Origin of the sequence: Weizmannia sp. FSL W8-1119 (genome assembly GCF_038008605.1) — a bacterium.
In the GTDB taxonomy this organism is placed as follows: Bacteria; Bacillota; Bacilli; order Bacillales; family Bacillaceae_C; genus Weizmannia; species Weizmannia coagulans.
This window is the reverse complement of the sequence record NZ_JBBOZL010000001.1, coordinates 3,129,881-3,152,475: the sequence shown is the minus strand read 5'-3', so window position 1 is coordinate 3,152,475 and position 22,595 is coordinate 3,129,881. Positions and strand designations below refer to the sequence as shown.

Genomic DNA, 22,595 nt, shown 5'->3' with positions numbered 1-22,595 from the left:
TTCCAAATCATGCTCTTCTATCGTATCAGCACGGACTTAAAATAGCAAGAAGAAAAATTTTCTTAAACCATATCGGGACGGCTGCGTTTCAAAGGGGGGCTCCTCCCCGGATCTCTATTTTCCAAAACGGTATGCCCGGATGGCTGAAAAAACGCCATCATTCCGGTATGAGTTCCAGTTTTGAGTGGATCGTTACGTCATTAAAATCAATGCCCAATTGAATGGCAGTTTGCGCCACCTCCGGACGGATGCCGGAAAGAATGCATTTTACCCCGATTAACCGCAGCGTCTCAATCAGCCGGAAAATTTGCTGGGCGACCATCGTATCGATGACGACCACGCCGGATAAATCAATGTACAGAAGGAGAACGCTTTTTTCTGAGCATTGTTCGAGTGTTTTTTCCAGAATAATTTTCGCACGGTTGGAATCAATTTCCCCGACAAGCGGCAGCAGCGCGGTATTTTTGCCGACCATAATGACGGGGGAACTCAGCTCTTTAATCATTTCCTGCTGGGACTCCAACCGCTTTAAGGAATAATAGTGGTTTTCTTTCATAAACCTGAGCATGACATGTTCGAATGTCCGGATGATCGCCCTTCTCCAAAAATTCAGTTCCTCGTATGTATATTTTCCCTCGTGGGCTGCAACAAATGAATCAAACAGATCGAGATATTGTTCCTGCGTGTGGAAGAACTCGCGCAAAATAAAGTGGTTCGGTGTGGAAAGATGCTCTTCATCCTGTGCAACGTTCATTACCCACTTTTCAAAATGGTGTAAAAATGTATCTTCATCTTTTAAAAACACTTCACAAAACTGGACGTGGAACTCGTGGTTTTGCTCTTTCAGTTTTGCAACCACTTCGGGGTCGGTGGACGCATAAACCCCCTGCACGGTGCTTTTGTCGAGCGATGCGTACCAGTCTTCCGTCAATTGCCATGTTTTTTCAAGGAAAAATTGATGCAATGCCTGTCTTAGCTCCATTTTATCACCCGCATGATGTAAGATTTAATTGATTATCATTATCATTTTCGCAGTTTCTTTGTCTTTCTATTTTAAAATAAAATTCTATTTATTGAAATAGAAATGATGGATTTGGGAAAGAAAAAACCCGTTTTCTCTATAGAATGAAAAAACGGTGGGACACGATTCATGATGGTGTCCCGCCGTTTTATATTTCATTGGTTTTTTTCAGCGGCTTTGAAACGCCCGCCCGTTTTTTTCTGCTGTTATTTTATCGCTTGCCACTGCCAGTTTTCGATTTCCGGTAGATCTGTGCCTTCTTCGCGGATGTACGCGTGATGCTTTTGCAGCATGCCGTCCATTTCGCTGATGAGGGCTGCATGCCGGGATGCATCGGGCAGGCTTGACACCACTTCTTTTACAAGGTCAAACCGGTCCATCTGGTTCATCACGCGCATATCAAACGGCGTCGTGATATCCCCGTTTTCACGGTAGCCGTGCACATGCAGATTGCGGTTTGCACGATCAAAGAACAAGTCTTTGATCAGGCTTTCGTAGCCATGGAAGGCAAAAACAACCGGTTTGTCCTTTGTAAAATAGGCGTCGAACGCTTCATCCGAAAGGCCGTGCTAAAAAAATCCGGGAATGACCTGGAAGCGGGCGGGGAACGATGCCGCACATTGGTTGGGCATGCCAGCGACTGAATTTGGGAAAAAGAATGAAACAAGCACCGTTCCGGAACATGGAACAGTGCCCCTCCTTAGTTTTCGCCCGTTTCCTGTACCCAGACAGAAACGCTGCCGCCGTTCACCGGAAATGCCGCATAGCCGTCTTCGCCAATTGTAATTTTTTCCTGCCGGTTGCCGGTGGCGTCCACCCAAACCTCGCCAGCGCGCTCTTTTCCGGCAAGCATTCTTTTTTCGCCGTTCTCGCCGTTTGAGATGACGACGGCACAGCCGGAATGCGGCATCTCCGGAACGCCGCGGCGTACCCAGCCGATGGTGTTCGGATGGTCAAAATAATCATCCTGCTCGCCATACGCTTTTTCCCGCCGGACAGATAAAAGCGGGGAAAGGGCGCCTTTTTTTCCGGGAATCGGATGGTCGCCGCCGATGCCGTACATATCCCCGTAAAAGACGCACGGATAACCGTCTTTCCGCAGCAGGATCAAAGCATAGGCGCTCTGCTTAAACCAGTCGTCCACCCATGATTCCAGCGATTCGTTCGGCTGTGAATCATGATTATCAACAAACGTAACAGCATTCAGCGGGTGTGTTTGGACGAGCGTATCTTGAAAAATGGTCGTGAGGTCAAAATTGCGCCCTTTTTTGGATGCTTCATGCAATTTATAATGAAGCGCAACATCGAACAAATCGATTTTAAACTGGACATGGTCGAGGTATTTTTGGCACGCTTCCAGCTGCGGGTTCCAGAACTCGCCGACAAAATAAAATTGGTCTCCGCGGTGTTCCATTAAAGCAGCGGCAAAGTCTCGGATAAAGTCATGGTTGATATGCTTTATGGCATCGAGCCGGTAGCCGTCGCAACCAGCCGTATCGGCCAGCCATTTTCCCCATTCGATCATTTCTTTTTTGACATCCGGACGGTTGTAATCAATGTCCGCGTACATCAAGTAGTCGAAGTTTCCAAATTCGTTGTCGACATGCTCATCCCAATGCTTATTTTCCCCGACAATGCGGAAAATGCCTTTCCGCCCTGTCCGGTTGTCATAATCGACGCCGGTGAAATGGGTGTGGTCCCACTTAAAAGCAGAATACTTATCTTCCCGGTTTGTAAAATTAAATTTTGTCCAGCCTTCTATTTCAAACGGTTCGGAAATTTCTTTGTTGCGGTCCATCGGGTCGACTTCCACCACTTGGAAAGCTTCGGTTTCATCCGCGCCCGCTTTATGGTTCATGACGACATCGATATAGACCTGGATATCTTGCTCATGGCAGGCGCTGATCGCTTCATGTAATTGCTGTTTCGTCCCGTACTTTGTCCTGACGGTGCCTTTCTGGTCAAACTCCCCAAGGTCGTAATGGTCGTATACCCCATAACCATTGTCCATGTCTGACTGCCCTTTTGTCACCGGCGGAAGCCAGACGGCATCAATCCCGGTTTTCTTTAATTCAGGCGCCATTTCTTTCAGCCGGTTCCAATGGCTGCCGTCTGCCGGCGTATTCCATTCAAAAAACTGCAGAATCGTATGATTTCGTTCCAAGAAAAATACCCCTTCCAAAAGAACTAGGTTGATGCGTTTAGTATAAGTGAATGCGGAAAAATTTTCAATCAATTATGATTTTAAGCATGCCAAAAAGCGAATAGAACAAGGGCACTATTCCCGCTTTTTATCCCGAAAAACCTGTTTTTACAGGCAGGCTTTTCTTTCGCTTTCAAAAATACGGTTCAAATCCGGCTCCCGGCATGGGACTGCCCGCCCAATTTGGTTGTTTGGCCGTTTCATCTATTATAAAATAGTGATAAGTCTGTAAAAAGGGTGGGAAACCGATGAAGAATGTGCTGGAAAAGTTTACGGGAGCATGCGCCGGAAGGAGAGGGAGATGGGTAACGCTTGCTGTATGGATCCTGGCCGTGGCCGTTTTGTCTGCCGTTTTTCCGAATGTGAATAAAGTAACGGATAACAGTGCAGCAAATCTGCCGGCTTCAGCCATGTCCGCCCGGGCTGAAAAGGTGGCCGAAAAACAGTTTCCGGATGCAGGCACGCCGCTTCTTATCGCCTGGTACCGCGAAGGCGGCCTCTCGCAGCAGGATTACGGAACGATTGCTAAATTGTACGCGGATTTAAAGAAAAACCCGCTTCCCGCACAAAGTTTTATTCCACCGTACGAAAAAATGCCGCCGCAGGTACTGGGCAGCCAGGCTTCAAAAGACGGCACTACGATGGTTACGCCGGTATTTATGGAAAAAAGTGCAGGAACGGATGAACTCGCTGATAACTTGAAAGAATTGAAAAAGAGAGTGACATCCCTCGAATCGAAAGCCGTTTTGAATAAGAAACTGGCGGATACCGGCCTGCATGTCCGCTTCACAGGGCCTGCGGGCATATCCACGGATGCGGTGTCCCTATTTAGCAAAGCGGATATCACCCTGCTGGTTTCGACCGTGCTGCTTGTGCTGGTGCTCTTGATTGTACTGTACCGGTCGCCGATTCTGGCGCTTCTCCCGCTCATCGGTGTCATATTTGCTTACGGGGCAATCGGGCCGATATTGGGTATTCTTGCAAAAGAAGGCATCATTACAGTGGATTCCCAGGCCACTTCGATCATGACGGTCCTCTTATTCGGAGCCGGCACGGATTACTGTTTATTTCTTGTTTCGAAATACCGTGAATGTTTGCTGGAAGAAGAAGATAAGATAAAAGCGCTGCACACGGCCATCCGGCATTCGGGCGGCGCGATCATGGTCAGCGCGATTACGGTCGTGCTCAGCCTGTTCACATTGCTTTTTGCGCACTACGGGACGTATCAGCGGTTTGCTGTTCCGTTCAGCCTTGCCATCTTTATCATGGGCATTGCTGCATTGACACTGCTGCCGGCGCTGCTTTCCATTTTAGGCCGGGCTTCTTTCTTTCCGTTTATTCCGAGAACAGAACAAATGGCCAGCGCCCTGGAAGCGAAAAAAGGGAAAAAGATCCGCCGTCATGCTGCGCATGGGAAATGGAGCCGGAAAGTGGGAGAAGCGGTCACAAGAAAGCCTTGGCTGATCATTGTGCTGAGCGTCATCATTCTCGGCGGGCTCGCTTCCTTCGTACCGAAAATCGCGTATACGCAGAACTTGATCGAGTCGTTCCCGAAAGATATGCCGTCACGTGAAGGCTATGAAATCATCGCAGACCATTTTTCGCCGGGCGAGCTGGCGCCTGTCCAGGTAATCGCAAATACGGAAGGAAAAGGCGCGAATGTAAAGGCAGCGCTTGAAAAACTGCCGTTTGTTGACACCGTAACCGGGCCGCAATACGGGGAAAAAAATAAACAGTATGTATCTTACAAAGTACAATTAAAAGATAACCCGTACAGTGAAAAAGCAATTCAATCCAACCCGGTGATACAAAAGCAATTGCAAAAGGCCGGCCTGTCCAAAAGCCAAATCTGGATCGGCGGCGTTACCTCTTCCCTTTATGATACGGCAAAGGTGACTGAAAGGGATATGAAGGTCATTGTCCCGTCTGTCATTTTCATCATTGCCATTTTGTTGCTGCTGTATTTGCGGTCACTCGTTGCCATGGTTTACTTGATTCTGACAGTTCTGCTTTCCTATGTGGCGGCATTGGGCGCAGGCTGGCTGCTGATCCATTATGGGTTGGGCATTTCTGCCATCCAGGACCTGATTCCGCTCTATGCATTTGTATTCCTTGTCGCCCTTGGCGAAGACTACAATATTTTCATGATCTCGGGCATTTGGAAAAATAAACAGCATTTGCCGCACAGGCGCGCGATTGCCCTTGGCGTAACAGAAACAGGTGCTGTCATTACCTCAGCCGGGCTGATCTTAGCCGGAACGTTTGCAGTTTTAACGGTGCTCCCGATCCAAATATTGGTTCAGTTCGGCATTGTAACCGCGATTGGCGTCCTGCTGGATACCTTTGTCGTCCGCCCGCTGCTCGTGCCGGCGATTACCACCGTGCTCGGCCGCTATGCTTTCTGGCCGGGAAAATTATTTGCGAAAGCGGAACCTGTAAAAAGTGAAGACTGATCGCTTTTATTTCGAATGAATGAAAGATTCTCTCGTTCAAAGGGTTTACAGGCGCCGCATCATTTTCTAAAATGGTAAGGAACGCCTTACCCGGCATAGAGCAATTGTGTGTACAGCTGTTTCACTGGCTCAACCAGGACCTGTTTTCAGGAGCGAATCATTCGGATATCTAGATAGACTATATTATTATATAGCTTTATGTAGATTTTCGGAACCAGGTATTGAACAGTTGCATAAGCATGAGGTTCATAGCAAACCCTCTATAAAAAACTATGGATAAATGGATCAAAAAGCCATGTCCATACGGGATATGGCTTTTTTCATCTTATTCAGGCACGGGTCTGCGCCTCTCTTGGAAAAAATGGCGGGAACAATTTTTGATAGGAGGTTTTTTTATGGCTGGAAGAAAACAGGAAGAAGGATTGCAGGACTTGACGTTGCTAGGCAACCAAAAAACAAAATACCCGGCGGATTACGATCCCGGGGTGCTGGAGGCGGTTGACAATCTGCATGCGGGCCGTGACTATTTTGTAAAATTCAACTGCCCGGAATTTACAAGTCTGTGCCCGCTTACCGGACAACCGGATTTTGCGACCATGTATATTTCTTATATACCGGATAAAAAAATTGTTGAAAGCAAATCCCTGAAACTGTATCTTTTCAGTTTCCGCAACCACGGCGATTTTCATGAAGACTGCGTCAATATCATCATGGACGATCTCATCAAGCTGCTCGATCCCCGCTACATTGAAGTGTGGGGAAAATTTACGCCGCGCGGGGGCATTTCCATCGATCCGTGGTGCAATTACGGGAAACCGGGCACCAAATATGAAGATATGGCCCATTTTCGCCTGATGCATCACGATCTGTATCCTGAAAAAGTGGATAACCGGTGAGGGGGATACAGATGAATGCATACTTAAATGGCATGTTTGTCGGGCTGCTGATTTTATCGAATATCATTTCTGTGAAGCTGTTTCATATTGGCGATGCGATTGTGCTGCCCGCTGCCGCCATCATTTACATTTTTACGTATCCCCTTGTTGATGTTACAGTGGAAGTTTACGGGAAAAAGGCGGGCCGGGCAACGGTTCAGGCAGGCTTTCTCACCCAAATCCTTGCCCTGGTTTTTATCGTGGCCGCCATCCATCTCCCGGCTGCCCCTTCTTTTCAGCACCAGGATGCCTTTAAAACGATTTTAAGCGGCAGTTTCCGCGTCGTGTTGGCCAGCCTGATTTCGTATTGGGTCAGCCAAAATCTCGATGTTTTTGTATTTCATAAGCTGAAAATAAGGCACGGTAGAAAAAACTGTGGCTGCGCAACAATGCTTCCACGATGTTCAGCCAGTTGATCGATACGTCTATTTTTATCGTGATTGCTTTTTACGGAACGGTGCCGGCCGGGATGATCGGAACGCTGATTCTCACCCAGTATATTTTTAAATTCGCAGCTTCGATCATCATGACCCCGGTTGTCTATTTGCTTGTCGGCCTGATCCGCAAAACCCGGAGCGAAAATGGGCTGCAAACCGTCCAGGAAGCAGTGGAAAAAGGAAACGCATAAAACTTTACAAGAACGGAAGCGGCTTCTTTTGTGCCCGGCCTGGTCCGGTATGAAGGAAGCCGCAACTGTTTCCGGCAAAATTAACGGGTTGCGAATGCCGATTTACCGATAAAAAAATCATTCCCAGCACCAACCGGAAATGAAATATTGCAGCATAAAAAGCAGCACATAGCCATCTTGCTAATTACCAGAATGAGGAAAGAAAGTTTTGAAAAATTTTCTTGTAAGGGGTTACTACGCGTGATACAATTCTTAAAAGCTAGTAAAAATTTTGTAATACTGGGGGATATTTTGTGTTCAAAAAACATTTAGCGCGCCTGCTGTCGATTTTAATGATTGCGTCCTTGCTGCCCATGCATGCAGGTGCTGAATCCAATGATTCCGGTTCGGGCCATTCAACAGAGAATTCGACAGCGAGCGCCGGTACCGGCCAAAATGAGGATTCAGCGTATCATGAACTTGTGTCGGATAGGGATGCCTATTCCAAAACGTATACCAACAATGAGGGGGATTTTAAAAAGGAAATTTATCAAGAACCGATTCACCGCAAAGATGACGGAAAATGGGTAAACATTTCAGACAAACTTGTGGAAGATGAAGATAACGCCAATGTAGTAGAAGCAGATAACACCACATTGGATGCAACTTTCCCAAAAACTTACAAGACCTCTGACAAAGATATGACCTTCTCTGTTGGAAACCATGACATTATCTTTTCCAATCTCTCTGCCTCGGACGGAAGTACAACCACTGCTGCCAACCCTTCAGCCCGAACAAAATATGAAGACAATCAAATAATGTACCAAAATATTTTTAATGGCATTGATTTGCGGTATGTTACATTCAACGAAGAAGTAAAAGAAGATTGGATTATTAATCAGTATACTGGAATAAACCAATTCAACTACATCATCAAAACAGACCTGGCTGCCCGTCTGAACGGCGATGGTTCAGTCGGTTTCTATCAGGATTCTGATTTTAAAGATCAGGTGTTTGTACTGCCGCGCCCACAAATGGAAGATTCCAATTACAATGATGGACTGGGCAGTGGTGTAAAGTCAAATGATTTGCATTATTCCTTATCTGCTGATGGGGATGGCCAGTATAAACTCAGCTTAACTGCAGATAAAGACTGGCTGGAATCAAAAGACCGCGTTTATCCGGTTTATGTAGACCCTTCTGTTTCCTTAGATGTCAATGCAGATACATTCGTGGCGAGTGCATATCCCACGACAAACTATAACAAAGAGTGGGATTCTTCCCAGGGTGAGTATGTCCTTAAGGTTGGGAAATATGACAATACAACCGGCACCAATTATGCCTATATGAAGTTTGCAATCCCTTCTGATTTAAAAGGGGCAATCATTGATTCGGCGGATTTAAAAGCCTATATCACCCATTCTTACTATGCCACAACTAAAACAAGCATATGGGTGGACCGGGTACAATCTTCCTGGTCGGCTGATACAATGAATTGGAATAACAAGCCGGGCTCAACAAACATTACAAGTACGACAGCAGCCCGGAACCAATGGGCCACCTTCAATGTAAAAGGCACTGTTCAGGGAGTGGTGGATGGTGAGTATCCAAACTACGGTTTTAAATTCCATGAAAATGGCAATGGCCAAACATATTGGAAAAAGATTACTGCTTCAGAAAGTGCAAATAAAGCAAAACTTGTCGTCACGTACCATTATCCGGAAATGAAAAGCCCGACCTTGTCTGCTGCACAGACATCGGCCGGTTCTGCAACAGGCTATGTAAATGTTTCCTGGCCAAAAGTGAACAATGTGGAATCTTACAGCCTGCAGATGTATGACGGGAAAAGCTATGAAACCGTTTATAAAGGAACGGCAACGAGTTGGACTACAAAGGGGAAAAAGATCTTTCCGAAGTCGCCGTATTCCACCAGTTCCGCTTTTAAATCGGACGGGACGGGTGTCGAGCTGCCGGTTGATCCGAGTGCCTTTTACAGTGCAAAAAGCGGCACGGCCACCAAAAATAAAAATTATCAGTTCCGCGTGATTGCCAATTACCCGGGAGGAAGCAGCCCCGCCTCCACCGTTGTATCCAAGCCTATTCCAAACGGCCTTGTAGATACGCCGGACAGGCCGGATGTAAAAGCGAGCGCTTATTCTGAATCCGATTCCGTAAATAAAGGAAGGGGATGGCTGGATATATCGTGGGATCCGGTGGAAGGGGCAACAGGATATATCGTCCGGATCTATAACGGAAAAGACTATCAGGATTTTAATGCCGGAAATGCCACCAGCTGGTCGACCAAAGGCCAGAAACTGTGGCCGACAGATAGTGAAATTGCTGCCGGAAAGTATTTGCTCCACCTGGATAAAACAGGCGCGGAATTGCCGATTGACCCAAATCCGGTATACAAAAATGCAGTGGCCGATGGCGGAGGCTATGATTATTTTCACCGGTATTCGATTACCATCAAAGCAGTCTGTCCGGCGGGAACCACACCGTCAGCCGATACGAATTACGGATATATCCCGCTGGAAACGCCGAAAAATGTTGCAGCAACAGCGGAACTTGCAGACCCTGTGAGTGCGAAGGGTATTTTAAACGTCAAATGGGATGCTGTCACAGGAGCCGGTGGTTACTTGGTGGAAATCTCAACGGATGGCGGAAAAACTTTCCGGTCACCCGTGGATGTCGGAAAAGTGACCTCCTGGAAATCGACAGGAAAACTGGAGCTGGATCCTGGTAAAGGTTACCAGGTTAGGGTAAAGGCATATCGGTACAATGATGCGATAGCCCCATCATCTGAAAAGGAAAAAATCAGCGGTCCGCGGGGTGTCAGCGCCGCATCTGCAATCAAAACCGTCAACATGGCATCACGCGAGGATCTCCTTGGTCTGGAAGATGATTTCACATATGGTACCCATACGATGGGAAATGCTACTGTTTCCGTCAATGTTACAACCGGGAACCTGAATATGGCCATCACAGATGCTTCACTCTATCCACGTGGGGTGCTGGATTTTGATTTTACGAGGTCTTATAATTCAGGATCCACACGCAGCTCCGCATTTGGCACAGGCTGGACATTCGCCGGGAATGAATCGCTTGTAACAAAACCTTCATCATCTAATCTGTATTATGATGATGAAGACGGAACGAGGCATGAGTTCGTTTATAATCCAGGGAACGATTCGTTCACTTCGCCAAAAGGAAAATATCTGTCCTTAAAGAAGCAGACAGTTAATGGCGCTTCAGGTTTTGCTTTAACTGATAAAGACGGATTTACCAAACTGTTTGAATCTGCCCCCACTTCAGGTACTTACCGTTTGTACGCTTATCAGGATACAAATCATAATACGATCCGGTTTAAGTATACAAATAATCAACTGACGGAAATTGCTGAAACCGACAGCTCAGGCAGTACAATTGGCAAAAGCATTACGCTTGCGTATAATGCGGACGGCCTGGTCAGTAAAATGGCTTACAATAATCGCTGGATTGAATACCAATACAACGATGCGGACCGCCCAAAGCTGTTAACAGATACAGTGACGCATGCTGAAGGCACAAGCAAAACCATTACCAATTCGTACGATTATGAGGATAACGGCGACCGGTTAAGTTCCTTTACGGACGGGAACGGCAATGAAGGGACAATGGAATATAAGGATAACGAGATTACGGTTGTCACACCGCAAAAAGACGGAGCATCATCTGTCTCAACAACCTATAATTATGATTTGCCAAATAACAAATTTACGGTAACGGATTCAAATGATAGCCAAAAAGTTTATCACCGGAATACAGCAAACAATACGTTTGCCGTAACGGAAACGGTTGATGAAAATGGGAAATCGGGCACCGTACAATATGATGCAAATTATAATATAATCAAGTCGACCGACGCAGAAGGCAATACAGAAACGAAGGTATATGACGCAAACGGTAACGTAACGAAAGAAACGGATGCAGAAGGAAATGTGACGACATATGCCTATAATGCTCAAAATTTACTCACATCAAAAACAGATCCAAAAGGGGTTACGACTACTTACAGCTATGACGGGAATCGGAATCTCACCGAGACGCAGGTAGGGGACGAAATCACAAAATTTGAGTATGATGCATATGGACGGCAGACGAAAGAAATTTATCCGAACGAGACGTATACGGAAACAGCCTATACCGACCATACTGTTACCGAAAAAGATGCAAAAGGGAATACCACAAGTACGACATACGATGATAACGGCCAGATTGTGTCCCAGACGGACGGTGCCGGAAGGAAAACTTCTTATACGTATGATTCACTGACGCCTGATTTAAAAACTTCCGTAACAGACGGAAACGGTAATAAAACGAGCTATACGTATGACAACAACGGCAATATGCTGACAGTGACAAATGCAAAAAATGTTACAAAAAGCTATACGTATAACAATAACAATCAAGTATTGAGCGTGACTTTGCCGGTCGGTTCGGGATCAGACCCGATGAAAATGCTATATACGTATGATGAAGATGGCAACCTACAGACCTTCAAAAAAGCATCGGGCATTTTAGAGACGTACCAGTATGATGAGGCAGGGCAGCTAACCGGGACAACTGTTGCGGACGCATCAGGAAAAAATGAATACAACATTGCCAACACTTATGATGATAATGGACAAGTAACGAAAACGGCGTTGAAAGATGCGACAGGTGCAGAGATTCTCGCTAAAACCTATGCCTATACGGATAACGGCCTGGTGTCCCAGTACAATCAGGGAGATTCTTATCAGATCAACAATGAATACAACGATGATGATTCCTTGAAAAGCGATACGTATTCGTATCATTCGCAATCTGTTGTAGTGAAAAACAATTACACATATATAGAATCAGGAAAAGCAGATACAGTAAATACAACGCTGAATGGCGATACGCTGTTGCAGTTCCAATACGGGTATGATCTGGATAATCGGAAAGATTCATTAACAGCCAATAACGGCCTGTTTAAGCAAACCACCACTTTGGATACCGCAAACAATATCCAAAGTATCCAGTATTTCAAAGGAAGCAGCACAACAGCAGCTGCCCAGTTTGCTTATCAGTACGACGGATCAGCCAATATCACAAAAGAAACAACGGCAAAAGGCGATACAAGTTACACGTATGACCAGAATAACCAATTAACGAAAGAAATATTGCCGGATGGCACGACGAATAGCTATACGTATGACGCGGTCGGAAACCGGACGCAGGCAACGGTTAACGGGAAAACGTCCAATTATACGTATAACGATGCCAACCAGATCGTGAAGAAAAATGGCACCGCCTTTACGTATGACAAGGACGGCAATTTAACGCAGGATGAAAATGATAAATATACGTATAACGCGTTGGGTCAGATGACGAAAGTTACCACACTCAGCGGAACAACTGTTGCCGAGTATACGTATGATGAAAACGGGCTGCGGACAAAGAAAACCGTTGGAACGAAAACAAATGAATACTACTATGACCAGGACAACAATTTGTCCATGGAAGTAGTGAAAAACAACGGTACCATCACGCAGTACAAGTATTACAAATGGGATTCAGACGGTACAACACCGCTCGGCATGATCATTCGCCAGCAGGATAGCACTGGACAATGGGCCAATAAAGCATACTTCTTCTGGACGAACCATCGTGGGGATGTCATTTCCATTGTGGATCAGTCTGGAAACGAAGTGGGTTCCTACACTTATGACGCATACGGGAATGTGCTGACTGAAACTGGTGAAATTGCCAAATACAATCCGATTCGGTATGCCGGGTACTATTATGATGCTGAGACGAAGGATTACTATTTGAAAGCGAGGTACTATAACCCTGCGAATGGGACATTTTTAGCAATGGATCCACAGCCTGGGGACAAAGATGATCCTTTTTCACAGAATGAATATAATTACGTTAGCAATAATCCAATAGTGAATGTGGATCTAGATGGCGAGATAAAAATAAGTATAGGTACTTTAAAAATCATATCCAAGCATGTCGCTAAAGGATTTCGTAATGCTTGGAAATATATTTCTAAGTATGTAAAAAAAGTAAGAAACAAAATGGGTTTTAGGATAATAAAAGTGGGGAGAATAAAAAATACTGGTAGTAAGGAAAAAGGAAGGTGGGGGATTCTTTACTCAACTACTAGAAAAGGAAAAAGAATTTATCGTTCTATAGAATTTCACCCACCTGAGCACGGACATGGTTATCATATTCAATGCAATAAATATTCTAAACACAATGGAAAATGGATTAGAGGTCATGTTGTATGGCGAAAGACTATAGGAAAAGGAGAATAGGAAGTTTGCAGATGTATTACTCTTTTCAAATATCGACATTTGGTAAATATAATAATGAGACACATGAATATGAAACGATAGAAAATGTAATTTATGAAGTACTAAACCTACTAAAAAATATTAATTTTACCATGTATCAATATACAATTTCAACTTCAAATGATGCTTTAGAATCACCCTTAATAACTATTCCGCTCCAAGGAAAAAAACGTTTCTTATTTGGCGAAAAAAAATTTATCATATGTGAAGCAAACGATGCAAGCTTTTATAGGGATAGAATTGTTTCAAATGATAAATTATTTTTTATTGAAAAGGATAAATCTATAGATCAGATATTTAAAAACAAAACTTTTACTGAAGAAAATTTTAAAAGTGATCTATTAAACATAGTTCCTCTGATTGTTGAAATCTATGAATCCGAAGAGATCACAATAACTTCAGCATTAAAAGAATATATTTTATTTATAGCAAACAAGTTATAAGAGTATATTAATATTTTTCTTGAAGGTGTGGGCTAATAACAAAAAACGGAAAGATTTTCTACCACTTAAATGGTCAGTCAGATTTAAGTTAAATGTTGGATATTAATAACTAAAACTTGAAAGTAAAAAAAGTGAATAACCGGAAAGATTCATTGACAGCCAATAACGGCCTGTTTAAGCAAACCACCACTTTGGATACCGCAAACAATATCCAAAGTTCCAGTATTTCAAAGGAAGCAGCACAACAGCAGCTGCCCAGTTTGCTTATCAGTACGACGGATCAGCCAATATCACAAAAGAAACAACGGCAAAAGGCGATACAAGTTACACGTATGACCAGAATAACCAATTAACGAAAGAAATATTGCCGGATGGCACGACGAATAGCTATACGTATGACGCGGTCGGAAACCGGACGCAGGCAACGGTTAACGGGAAAACGTCCAATTATACGTATAACGATGCCAACCAGATCGTGAAGAAAAATGGCACCGCCTTTACGTATGACAAGGACGGCAATTTAACGCAGGATGAAAATGATAAATATACGTATAACGCGTTGGGTCAGATGACGAAAGTTACCACACTCAGCGGAACAACTGTTGCCGAGTATACGTATGATGAAAACGGGCTGCGGACAAAGAAAACCGTTGGAACGAAAACAAATGAATACTACTATGACCAGGACAACAATTTGTCCATGGAAGTAGTGAAAAACAACGGTACCATCACGCAGTACAAGTATTACAAATGGGATTCAGACGGTACAACACCGCTCGGCATGATCATTCGCCAGCAGGATAGCACTGGACAATGGGCCAATAAAGCATACTTCTTCTGGACGAACCATCGTGGGGATGTCATTTCCATTGTGGATCAGTCTGGAAACGAAGTGGGTTCCTACACTTATGACGCATACGGGAATGTGCTGACTGAAACTGGTGAAATTGCCAAATACAATCCGATTCGGTATGCCGGGTACTATTATGATGCTGAGACGAAGGATTACTATTTGAAAGCGAGGTACTATAACCCTGCGAATGGGACATTTTTAGCAATGGATCCACAGCCTGGTCAAGATAGTGATCCGGTTTCGCAGAATGGCTATACGTATGCGAAAAATAATCCAGTTATGCTTACTGATCCTAATGGGGATGTTTCTCGGAAGCATTTAATTTATGCAATTAAATATGCCATAAAATATTGGCTGGCAAGCTACATCGGATGGGATAATGCTAGTTGGGTTATGGGTTCTGTTTGGGCTTCTGTTGGTGCAGGGAGTGTTGCTTACAAAATTGAACGTGCTAGAACGTTTAGAGAGGCTCTTTTAAAACTAAGTAGAAGAGCAGAAAGAAAGGCTATTTTAAAAGTAGCAAGAAGGGCTGGGATGAGAGCAGCATTGAGGGTTGGAATTAAAGCAATTTTACCCTTTAGCGTGGTTGAAGATGGATATGTATTAACCCAAATTACGAAAGTGCAAAATTGCACTAGATAAAATCCTGTAAATTGGAATTATACGTAAGTAAAATGGAAACATGGACCAAATATGGAACTGTGGTGGCTATTTTCGGGTTGTTAAGGTCATACTTTCCCCCTCCCCACATTTGCGGGCATTTCAATTTCCAGTATTCCGTTTCATTCGCCACGTTCAGTCAATCAGCCGTACACTTTGGATCATTTGCCGGAACGCCTTTTTATTGACGTATGTTTCACAAATATTTAAAATGACACGCCGGCTGTGACAGACCAGTACGCCAGCGGCGTAGATGAATTCTCTCCGGAACCGCCTGATCGTATAGGAGCGATACGCTGGCGGACAGTGTTCTTTTTTAAAGATCTCGAATAAATTGTAGGCCAGCAGTTTAATCAGTAAGTCCATTTGGTTGGCGTCAAATGAATGCGTTGAAATCTTGTCCATTGAGAATCCGTATTTTGACTCTTTGATAAAGTTTTCCATGCAAGCCCTTTGGTTATAGAATCTCCAAATATCAATCGGTTCCCAGTCCATACTTGTCACAATCGCTTCATATTTCCAGAGAGCATCACAAGCTTGAAGCTGGCTTTCTTCATACTTGTCCGCTTTGCGAATGACCGCAACTCTTCTTGGCTTTTCCCAGGTACTTGCCTGGTAATCAACGGCTTTTCCCTCTATCACGGTCAATCCGTCATCAACATAGCGGATCCACGGTGAATCATCGTCTTCAACCCTTTTCTTCAGCCTCGATGTCCACTTCAGTTTGCCCGTGTAACCGATCCCTCGTTTTTCCCAGTAACTGTAGAACGGTTCTCCGCCGAACCCTTTATCAAAACGGGCATAACGAATAAGGTAATGGGGAGAAAGCAACTGGTAAGTTGCTTCTGCAAAGTCGGTTACTCCTTGAGAAGAATGGGAATTTCCCTCTCTAAGCTTGGCGTTTAAACAAAGACGGGATCTCCCCTCAAACACAAGAAGAGGGTGGTAACTTTTTCTCCCCGGTTTGTGGGGATTTCCCCCAACCTCCGCATTCTCCTGATCTCCATAGACGGTTTCCACGGTCGAATCAAAATTTAGAATGAGCTCCTTGTCCATCCAGGGTTCAATCAGATCCAGCATGCGTTCTTTGAATTCAAGATCAGCTTGCTCCATCTTTTCCAGCCTTAACAGGTCCTTATTTAAAAGGGTATAGTGCGGGCATTTCCCGCCCATAAAAGCCCTGATTAAAGGATCATCCTGCAAAGTCCGGAAATGGAACAGCCGGGAACAATTGGCCAGCCAGCCAATCATCAGGTATACAAAGATTTTGCTTAAAGGATACTGGGCATTATAATTTTTCAAGCAGTCAAAATCCCGGAAGGTCTGTTCAATCTTCATTCTTTCCAGAAACTGCAAAATCGGGAGCAGCCCGCTAAAATGCGTACTCTTCTTTAAATGAAACGCATAGTTGATTTTCGAGACAGAGATGGTATAATTCACCTTAAAGGTGCCCTCCTTTCTGGTTTGGTAGTTTTCTTCAAACCCAATTATACCAGAGGTTCGGGGCATCTTTTTATATTATGCTTCTGCTTTACTTTCGTAATTCAGGATAAAAACTAAAATGGAAAGTCCTGTCCTCTGCCTAATTGGAAAAATTAGGTGGGGGAATTTTCAATGACAATGTGGGGGATTTTTCAGTTGACAATTACATATAAACAAACAAGGATTATTTATAAGGCAATTAGTAGATATATTTTACGTAAGATTATCAAAGACCATAGGAATTGCGTCGAAATATTCAATAAGGCAAGCCAAAATGGCGATGTTTGTCCCCACGCATTAGCATTTATTTGGTGGAAAATGGAGTGTGAGGGTATAGATGCACCTTGGAAAATGGAAAAACATACAAAAATTCCCAATACTTATGATTTTGAATGTATAAAAGAACGATTCAGTATATTTCTTCATGGAACATTTATGACACATATTGAAGAAATATTAAATCCTATCAGTAGAGAGGAAGAGTTTGATTTCTTAAAATGTAATGTTAGTAGCATAAATTTTATTCTAAATAAAATCATTTCACATTTATTAATTGAGCGTTTTATTAAATGGGTAGAGGTGGTACAAAACCCAAAAAAATTCAAGCAACTCCATCCAGATGATACCATTCCTATGTTTCTAGCAAAAATTCCACACGATTATAATGAGGAAATTGAGTTTTATTTTCCTAATGGTCGTTTTAAATACATGATAAATCTCATAAAGGAGATCAATGACCAAGTAAATTGTCCCATGAATAAAGCTAAAAAATATCCGGCATATAGATCTCCTATTAGAATAGTAATGGATAGTATGTGAAACCAATTTGGTTCAATAACTTGGAAATTAAATCACTAGAATTTGCAAAAAAATTTTAATCGTGAATAATAGAGTTGAGTGATGCTTAAAATACATTTAAAATTTTAAGGTTGATTTAAACTAAATTTTTTTGAATAGTAAAAACGCTGTATCCTGGTATATATTTTTTATGTTTTGAATAAAACAAGAAATATGAAGAAAAAAATTTGAAGGGATGAGGTCCAATGTAAACTCTTTTTAAATTATTCTTCGTTATAATGAGATTAATTTTAAAGGAGTGAATGAATTGAATAATTTCCGTTCCTTTTTGTTTTTGTGGATCGGCCAAACGGTATCCAATGCTGGCGATATTTTTTATATTGTTGGGATTATCAGTTATTTATATGTGGTTTCGGATTCGGTTTTTGTGGTATCCCTTATCCCGTTTGTCATAACATTCTCAAGATTTATTGGTGGATTAATAGCACCATGGATACTTGACAAGGTTTATCTAAAACAAATTATTGTTGGTTCTTCATTTGGGAAAGCGTTTTTATTGGTATTTCTACTGATAGGAATGCATTTTTCTAAGGGGTTAAACACTCTAGCATTTATAATCCCTTTTGTTAGCATTATTGCATTTCTGGACGGTTGGCAGACACCTGCACGAAATTCCATGATTCCTGTAATAGTAGGAGAGGAAAAATTAGTTAAGGCAAATAGTTTACTTTCAATAACTGACCGAACAGTTCAACTCGGTGGATGGCCGGTTGGGGCGATCATTGTTGCTGCCTTAAGTGGTAAATATTTAATAACAGCTACTTGTTTCCTATTTTTTATATCGAGTTTTATGATGCTATTTGTTAAATATACTCAAAAAGTACAAAGCAGCCAAGGTAATAAAACAAAATTATGGCATTCTTTAAAAGAGGGGTGGAAATACATTTGGAATACACCTACCCTGTTGACGGTTTCTGTAATGGATGCAATAAATTCAATAACAGGGGCTGTATGGATAGCAGCTATTCTTTACGTTTATGTTGATGAAATTTTGCACAAGGGAGAAGCATGGTGGGGATATATTAATTCCGCTTTCTTTGCCGGACTATTGTTAGGTGGAGTTATCAGCTTTAAATTAGAAAGGTTTTATAAAGAGAGAAAACGATATTTAATTATCTATGGTTCTCTTTTGACAGCCTTATTTACTTTATTATTTGGGTTTCCTTTAAGTCCTTTTTGGGCCTTAGGATTTTCCCTATTAGTAGGAGTACCGACTCAAATTCAGGAAATTGCTCAACTTTCACTAATTCAGTCCAGTACTCCTCAAGATATTCTTCCGAAAGTGTTTTCTGCTAGAGATGTGATTTTTACTGGTCTGTTCGGAGTTTTTGCATTGATATTCGGAATGTTTTCTGAATTATTTGGAGTGAGGTCAGTTTTCGTTATCTCATCGCTTCTTCTTTTGGTTTCAAGTGTTTGGGCTTATATGAGACAAAAATATCTTGACCCAGTCAAATCAACCTTATAATTCAAATAAAAATACCAAACTAAACTTTATTAGTTTGGTATTTTTTTGCTTTGTTTAGTTCATAGGTTGCCAATTCGTATTGTTTATTGGTAAGGGTTGTTTTGAATGTCTTCAAATAACTCTGTAAGTAATTCACTTTGTCGGTTAAAGACTTAGTCTTTAATAAGAAAGATAAATCTTGTTCAATTAAGTAACGAAGGATAAAATGTAATGTATTATGCTCATTATTGGAAGAAAATCCACCAATTACGATTTTATGGTGAATAATAAAGTGCTTCAATTCTTCTTGCACTGCATCTAGCATTTCTTGGGCTGGACGGAAAGGGATATTTGGAAATATTAATATCAAAGTTTTGTATTTTCTATCGGAATTTACTGGAGGTAACTGTTTAAATTCATATATTTTTTCTTCAATAAATGCACTGAGGTTTTCTATGGAGTACTGTTCCACTATTTCATACCATACTCCATTTTTAACTAGTGCTGTAGGCAAAAAAGGACAGTATCCGGCCTCTTTACGTTTTGCCATCTCTAATACTAATTTTTGTGCATTCTTTAAACAGGAAATTACTTGGTTTTCATAAATGGCTTGACAGACATTCTCGACATCTTTATTATTTATGGGTTTTGTTATTATTTTGCATCACCTCAACAAAACAATTATCTATAATATAAGAGGTAGCATAGCTTTCTTTATACGGTACTTTGTACAAGGTTGTAAAACTCTTTATCTATGTCGTCTTTTGTGAAACCTAATCCTGGAACGAACAAGCTGGTTGCCACCGAAATATAACTGTGAAGATTATTCAATTCATTTAGTTTACATGATTTGATTAGGCTTTTATTTGAGTTTGAGTTACAACCAATTAGGACTACGTTATGATTTAAAGGATAAAACTGGATGAGGTATTTTTGTAACTTTTCAAGATGATTGTTTTTAGAAAGATCTTCGTAATCCGTTCTGGAGTTACCCACAGAACAAATATGGTAAATATACAGATCAATTTTAGGCTCGATTTTAAGCTGGAATAACAATAAACGGTTTGCATCTATAATTGTAGCTCCGTGGTCTAAAGGGTCGATCTTTAAATCGCTAATCATCGTATCAAAGCTAGAAATACCTTCAATAACATTCAAGTGTATTAAATTTTCCATTGCCATTTTGTTTAAGCTTTTTATCCAAGATACACCTATATAGGGATGACCTGGAACAAGTACCGCAACATCTTTAAACTTAGAACTTACTTCTATAATTTTACTAACTATTCGTTTGTAATTCTCTAGGTCTTGAGCCCCGTTTTTGTACAAATCAGACAAACTTTCCGCATTTTTAACTCCAATACTATTTGTTAACCAATCATGTAATTTATCTTCAATGGGAAAATAAAGAACATAAGATGATTCTCTGATAATTTTAATGCTTTCTAAGGTTAATTGTTTTCGTCCTCTAACGCCTGCACCTATGATGGTGATATGCGGTAACACTTTAGGTTCTTGATGGGAATATTTCATCTTGAATCCTCCCATATGCAAAATGTTTTAATGATTCATCAGCTAAGTTTAACAAGTGCTGCATCCTATTGCTTAGAATCTGCCAACTATCCCTTTGTGATTTGAAACTATCAATTGCATTTTTTGTCTTGGTTATTAGTTCTTTAGAATTACCATGTACACTTACTTCGCTATCGTCATAATTTAATCTGTTTCTTAAATTTAGTAATTCGATTCCAACAATAATACTATGGGCTACTCCGTTAACGGGTCTAGGTTGATTTCTGATAGCAGAAGGTACCCATGTGTTTGGATTCATAATTTCTGAAGGTTTGTCGTAATGTTTGTTTACTAGGTTATCAAAACCAAGTAAATTATGGGTTAACTCGTGAACTAAGGATTCTAAAACGTCAAACATACTCCAATGTTCATCGGGTTGAATCCAAACCACTCCTATAGCTTCAGGAGTAGTAGCAGAACCAGCGAATTTTATGTTAGATGTTAAGGCTATGGTGTCAACCGACAAAAAGAACAATGAATATATATCGTTTAACTGTTGCATGCTTTTCATAGCAGCATTTAATTTATTTAGATTAGATTTATTTACAGCCTCTAAATTATTTTCATTATGTGACCTTATTTCCTTTTCTAAATCGAGTATTTTTATTATTTCTATCAATTGGTGGCCTGATTGTATAATACATGGTTTTAAGGAGTTGCTATAAGTTATATGAGGATTGTGTTTAATAAGGTAATCTGTAATTGCTTTTTTTAATATCTGAATGGTAACTGTTTCTTTATTCTCTAATTGCCCATGTGTTAGAGTACAAAGCGTTTTGAAAACATTGTTAACTCCGACTAGAGACCACATTTTTCACTTCCCCCTTACTTCCCCCTTATTGTAGTTCTCCATAATTAACCTACATTCAGCCAAAAGATCTTTGCCAAAATCAGTAAGCATGTTTTCTCTTTTATCGGTTTCTGAAATGGATTTGATAGAATTGTTGACCATTGGTATCAACTCATTAGTAGGCGGATGTAAAGATCTTTTTTTATAATGTCCTAATACGCGTTCTCTTAAAAGCAAAACTTCTATTGCAACCAGTACACTATGAATTGCTTTATCGAAAGGTCGCACCTGGTTTCTGATGGCTGACAATGCAAATGTTTGAGGGTCGGTCAGTCTGTTTACGTCATTAAATAATCCAAATCGCCATTCGTGGAGAAATAGTAACGTGTGGCCAAGCTCATGTACTAATAATTCGTACATATCTTCATCTGTATAATGACTTCGTGGGTCAATAAATAAGACCCCAACAGCTGCACTTGTAGTACCACCTGAAGCAATTTTGGAAGAAACATTAAACACTGAATTCATAACTAAATTAAAAACCCATGAAAAACCAGGGTGCCTTTCTCCAAGGGTTAAAATAGAGTTTTTTGTTCTACCTAGAATACCAGCAGACTGTGATTGTCTAGACTGTTCCATGTCGTAAAAGGTGTCATCAGCAAGGGATTCGGTACTAAACACTTCCATTAACTTCTTTATAGTTCTTAGATCTGTAATAAACTCGGTGTTTATTTCTTTGGAATGAGGCACCCAAGGTTGAATTTCAGTAATTAATTTATTATAGGAGATTTTTAACGATTCAAATGATGTGAGGATGCTGTTATTTTGATATGGTTTCGTCAAAACATTAACCGTTTGTAAAACTGATTTTTCTCCTCTTAAAAAAAGCATATAATCCCCTTCTTT

General features: G+C 41.7%; 14 protein-coding genes and 2 pseudogenes. 8 read left to right on the top strand and 8 right to left on the bottom strand.

Features of this window, described 5'->3' with window-relative positions:
* Nucleotides 1-157: 157 nt before the first annotated feature.
* The 3 genes and pseudogenes from NSQ19_RS15320 to NSQ19_RS15310 form a co-directional block, all read right to left on the bottom strand.
* On the bottom strand, nt 158-982 hold the full coding sequence (locus tag NSQ19_RS15320; protein WP_340703140.1) for an STAS domain-containing protein: 825 nt from the start codon (nt 980-982) through the stop codon (nt 158-160).
* Nucleotides 983-1,227: 245 nt separating this feature from the next.
* Nucleotides 1,228-1,578: pseudogene (locus tag NSQ19_RS15315) on the bottom strand (phosphoketolase family protein); the annotation flags it as partial.
* A gap of 143 nt (nt 1,579-1,721) precedes the next feature.
* Nucleotides 1,722-3,185 (bottom strand): alpha-amylase, encoded by a 1,464-nt coding sequence (locus NSQ19_RS15310; protein WP_326247939.1) that lies wholly within the window; start codon nt 3,183-3,185, stop codon nt 1,722-1,724.
* A 287-nt stretch (nt 3,186-3,472) separates the two neighbouring features.
* Here NSQ19_RS15310 and NSQ19_RS15305 point away from each other — a divergent pair, with 287 nt between their 5' ends.
* The 6 genes and pseudogenes from NSQ19_RS15305 to NSQ19_RS15280 all read left to right on the top strand — a co-directional run bounded on the left by NSQ19_RS15305 (nt 3,473) and on the right by NSQ19_RS15280 (nt 15,522).
* Nucleotides 3,473-5,677: an MMPL family transporter gene (locus NSQ19_RS15305; RefSeq protein WP_340703139.1), complete on the top strand. Its 2,205-nt coding sequence runs from the start codon at nt 3,473-3,475 to the stop codon at nt 5,675-5,677.
* 395 nt (nt 5,678-6,072) lie between these two features.
* Complete coding sequence (queF, locus tag NSQ19_RS15300; protein WP_017553497.1) at nt 6,073-6,573, top strand: preQ(1) synthase; 501 nt, start codon at nt 6,073-6,075, stop codon at nt 6,571-6,573.
* An 11-nt stretch (nt 6,574-6,584) separates the two neighbouring features.
* Nucleotides 6,585-7,240: pseudogene (locus NSQ19_RS15295) on the top strand (queuosine precursor transporter).
* A gap of 293 nt (nt 7,241-7,533) precedes the next feature.
* Nucleotides 7,534-13,545, top strand: a complete 6,012-nt coding sequence (locus tag NSQ19_RS15290; protein WP_340703138.1) for a DNRLRE domain-containing protein — start codon at nt 7,534-7,536, stop codon at nt 13,543-13,545.
* Nucleotides 13,515-14,027, top strand: a complete 513-nt coding sequence (locus NSQ19_RS15285; RefSeq protein ID WP_327077457.1) for a hypothetical protein — start codon at nt 13,515-13,517, stop codon at nt 14,025-14,027. Before NSQ19_RS15290 ends, NSQ19_RS15285 begins: the two co-directional genes overlap by 31 nt.
* A gap of 475 nt (nt 14,028-14,502) precedes the next feature.
* A complete protein-coding gene (locus NSQ19_RS15280) occupies nt 14,503-15,522 on the top strand; it encodes an RHS repeat domain-containing protein (RefSeq protein ID WP_340703137.1) in 1,020 nt (339 codons plus the stop codon).
* Nucleotides 15,523-15,675: 153 nt separating this feature from the next.
* Here the strand turns inward: NSQ19_RS15280 and NSQ19_RS15275 are convergent, their stop codons facing one another.
* Nucleotides 15,676-16,980 carry an IS1380 family transposase gene (locus NSQ19_RS15275; protein ID WP_340703136.1) on the bottom strand — a complete coding sequence of 435 codons (1,305 nt, stop codon included), beginning with the start codon at nt 16,978-16,980 and terminating at the stop codon, nt 15,676-15,678.
* A 174-nt stretch (nt 16,981-17,154) separates the two neighbouring features.
* Here NSQ19_RS15275 and NSQ19_RS15270 point away from each other — a divergent pair, with 174 nt between their 5' ends.
* Nucleotides 17,155-17,841, top strand: coding sequence for a hypothetical protein (locus tag NSQ19_RS15270; RefSeq protein WP_328196806.1), 687 nt, complete (start codon nt 17,155-17,157; stop codon nt 17,839-17,841).
* Nucleotides 17,842-18,127: 286 nt separating this feature from the next.
* Nucleotides 18,128-19,348, top strand: coding sequence for an MFS transporter (locus tag NSQ19_RS15265; RefSeq protein WP_328196805.1), 1,221 nt, complete (start codon nt 18,128-18,130; stop codon nt 19,346-19,348).
* Between the two features lie 19 nt (nt 19,349-19,367).
* On the opposite strand, the gene NSQ19_RS15260 is transcribed toward NSQ19_RS15265, so the two are convergent.
* The 4 genes from NSQ19_RS15260 to NSQ19_RS15245 all read right to left on the bottom strand — a co-directional run bounded on the left by NSQ19_RS15260 (nt 19,368) and on the right by NSQ19_RS15245 (nt 22,580).
* Nucleotides 19,368-19,877 carry a DUF6875 domain-containing protein gene (locus NSQ19_RS15260; protein WP_328196804.1) on the bottom strand — a complete coding sequence of 170 codons (510 nt, stop codon included), beginning with the start codon at nt 19,875-19,877 and terminating at the stop codon, nt 19,368-19,370.
* Between the two features lie 164 nt (nt 19,878-20,041).
* A complete protein-coding gene (locus NSQ19_RS15255) occupies nt 20,042-20,860 on the bottom strand; it encodes an SAM-dependent methyltransferase (protein WP_328196803.1) in 819 nt (272 codons plus the stop codon).
* Complete coding sequence (locus tag NSQ19_RS15250) at nt 20,835-21,710, bottom strand: aKG-HExxH-type peptide beta-hydroxylase (protein WP_328196802.1); 876 nt, start codon at nt 21,708-21,710, stop codon at nt 20,835-20,837. The genes NSQ19_RS15255 and NSQ19_RS15250 overlap by 26 nt, the downstream gene beginning before the upstream one ends.
* 3 nt (nt 21,711-21,713) lie before the next feature.
* Nucleotides 21,714-22,580 (bottom strand): aKG-HExxH-type peptide beta-hydroxylase, encoded by an 867-nt coding sequence (locus NSQ19_RS15245; RefSeq protein ID WP_328196801.1) that lies wholly within the window; start codon nt 22,578-22,580, stop codon nt 21,714-21,716.
* Nucleotides 22,581-22,595 lie beyond the last annotated feature (15 nt).

Bases quoted from the DNA above. Each gene is read 5' to 3' on its own strand.
- NSQ19_RS15320 (WP_340703140.1), bottom strand. From the start codon at position 982: ATGGAGCTAAGACAGGCATTGCATCAATTTTTCCTTGAAAAAACATGG.
- NSQ19_RS15305 (WP_340703139.1), top strand. From the start codon at position 3,473: ATGAAGAATGTGCTGGAAAAGTTTACGGGAGCATGCGCCGGAAGGAGA.
- queF (WP_017553497.1), top strand. From the start codon at position 6,073: ATGGCTGGAAGAAAACAGGAAGAAGGATTGCAGGACTTGACGTTGCTA.
- NSQ19_RS15285 (WP_327077457.1), top strand. From the start codon at position 13,515: ATGGCGAAAGACTATAGGAAAAGGAGAATAGGAAGTTTGCAGATGTAT.
- NSQ19_RS15270 (WP_328196806.1), top strand. From the start codon at position 17,155: ATGACAATGTGGGGGATTTTTCAGTTGACAATTACATATAAACAAACA.
- NSQ19_RS15260 (WP_328196804.1), bottom strand. From the start codon at position 19,877: ATGGCAAAACGTAAAGAGGCCGGATACTGTCCTTTTTTGCCTACAGCA.
- NSQ19_RS15255 (WP_328196803.1), bottom strand. From the start codon at position 20,860: ATGAAATATTCCCATCAAGAACCTAAAGTGTTACCGCATATCACCATC.
- NSQ19_RS15250 (WP_328196802.1), bottom strand. From the start codon at position 21,710: ATGTGGTCTCTAGTCGGAGTTAACAATGTTTTCAAAACGCTTTGTACT.
- NSQ19_RS15245 (WP_328196801.1), bottom strand. From the start codon at position 22,580: ATGCTTTTTTTAAGAGGAGAAAAATCAGTTTTACAAACGGTTAATGTT.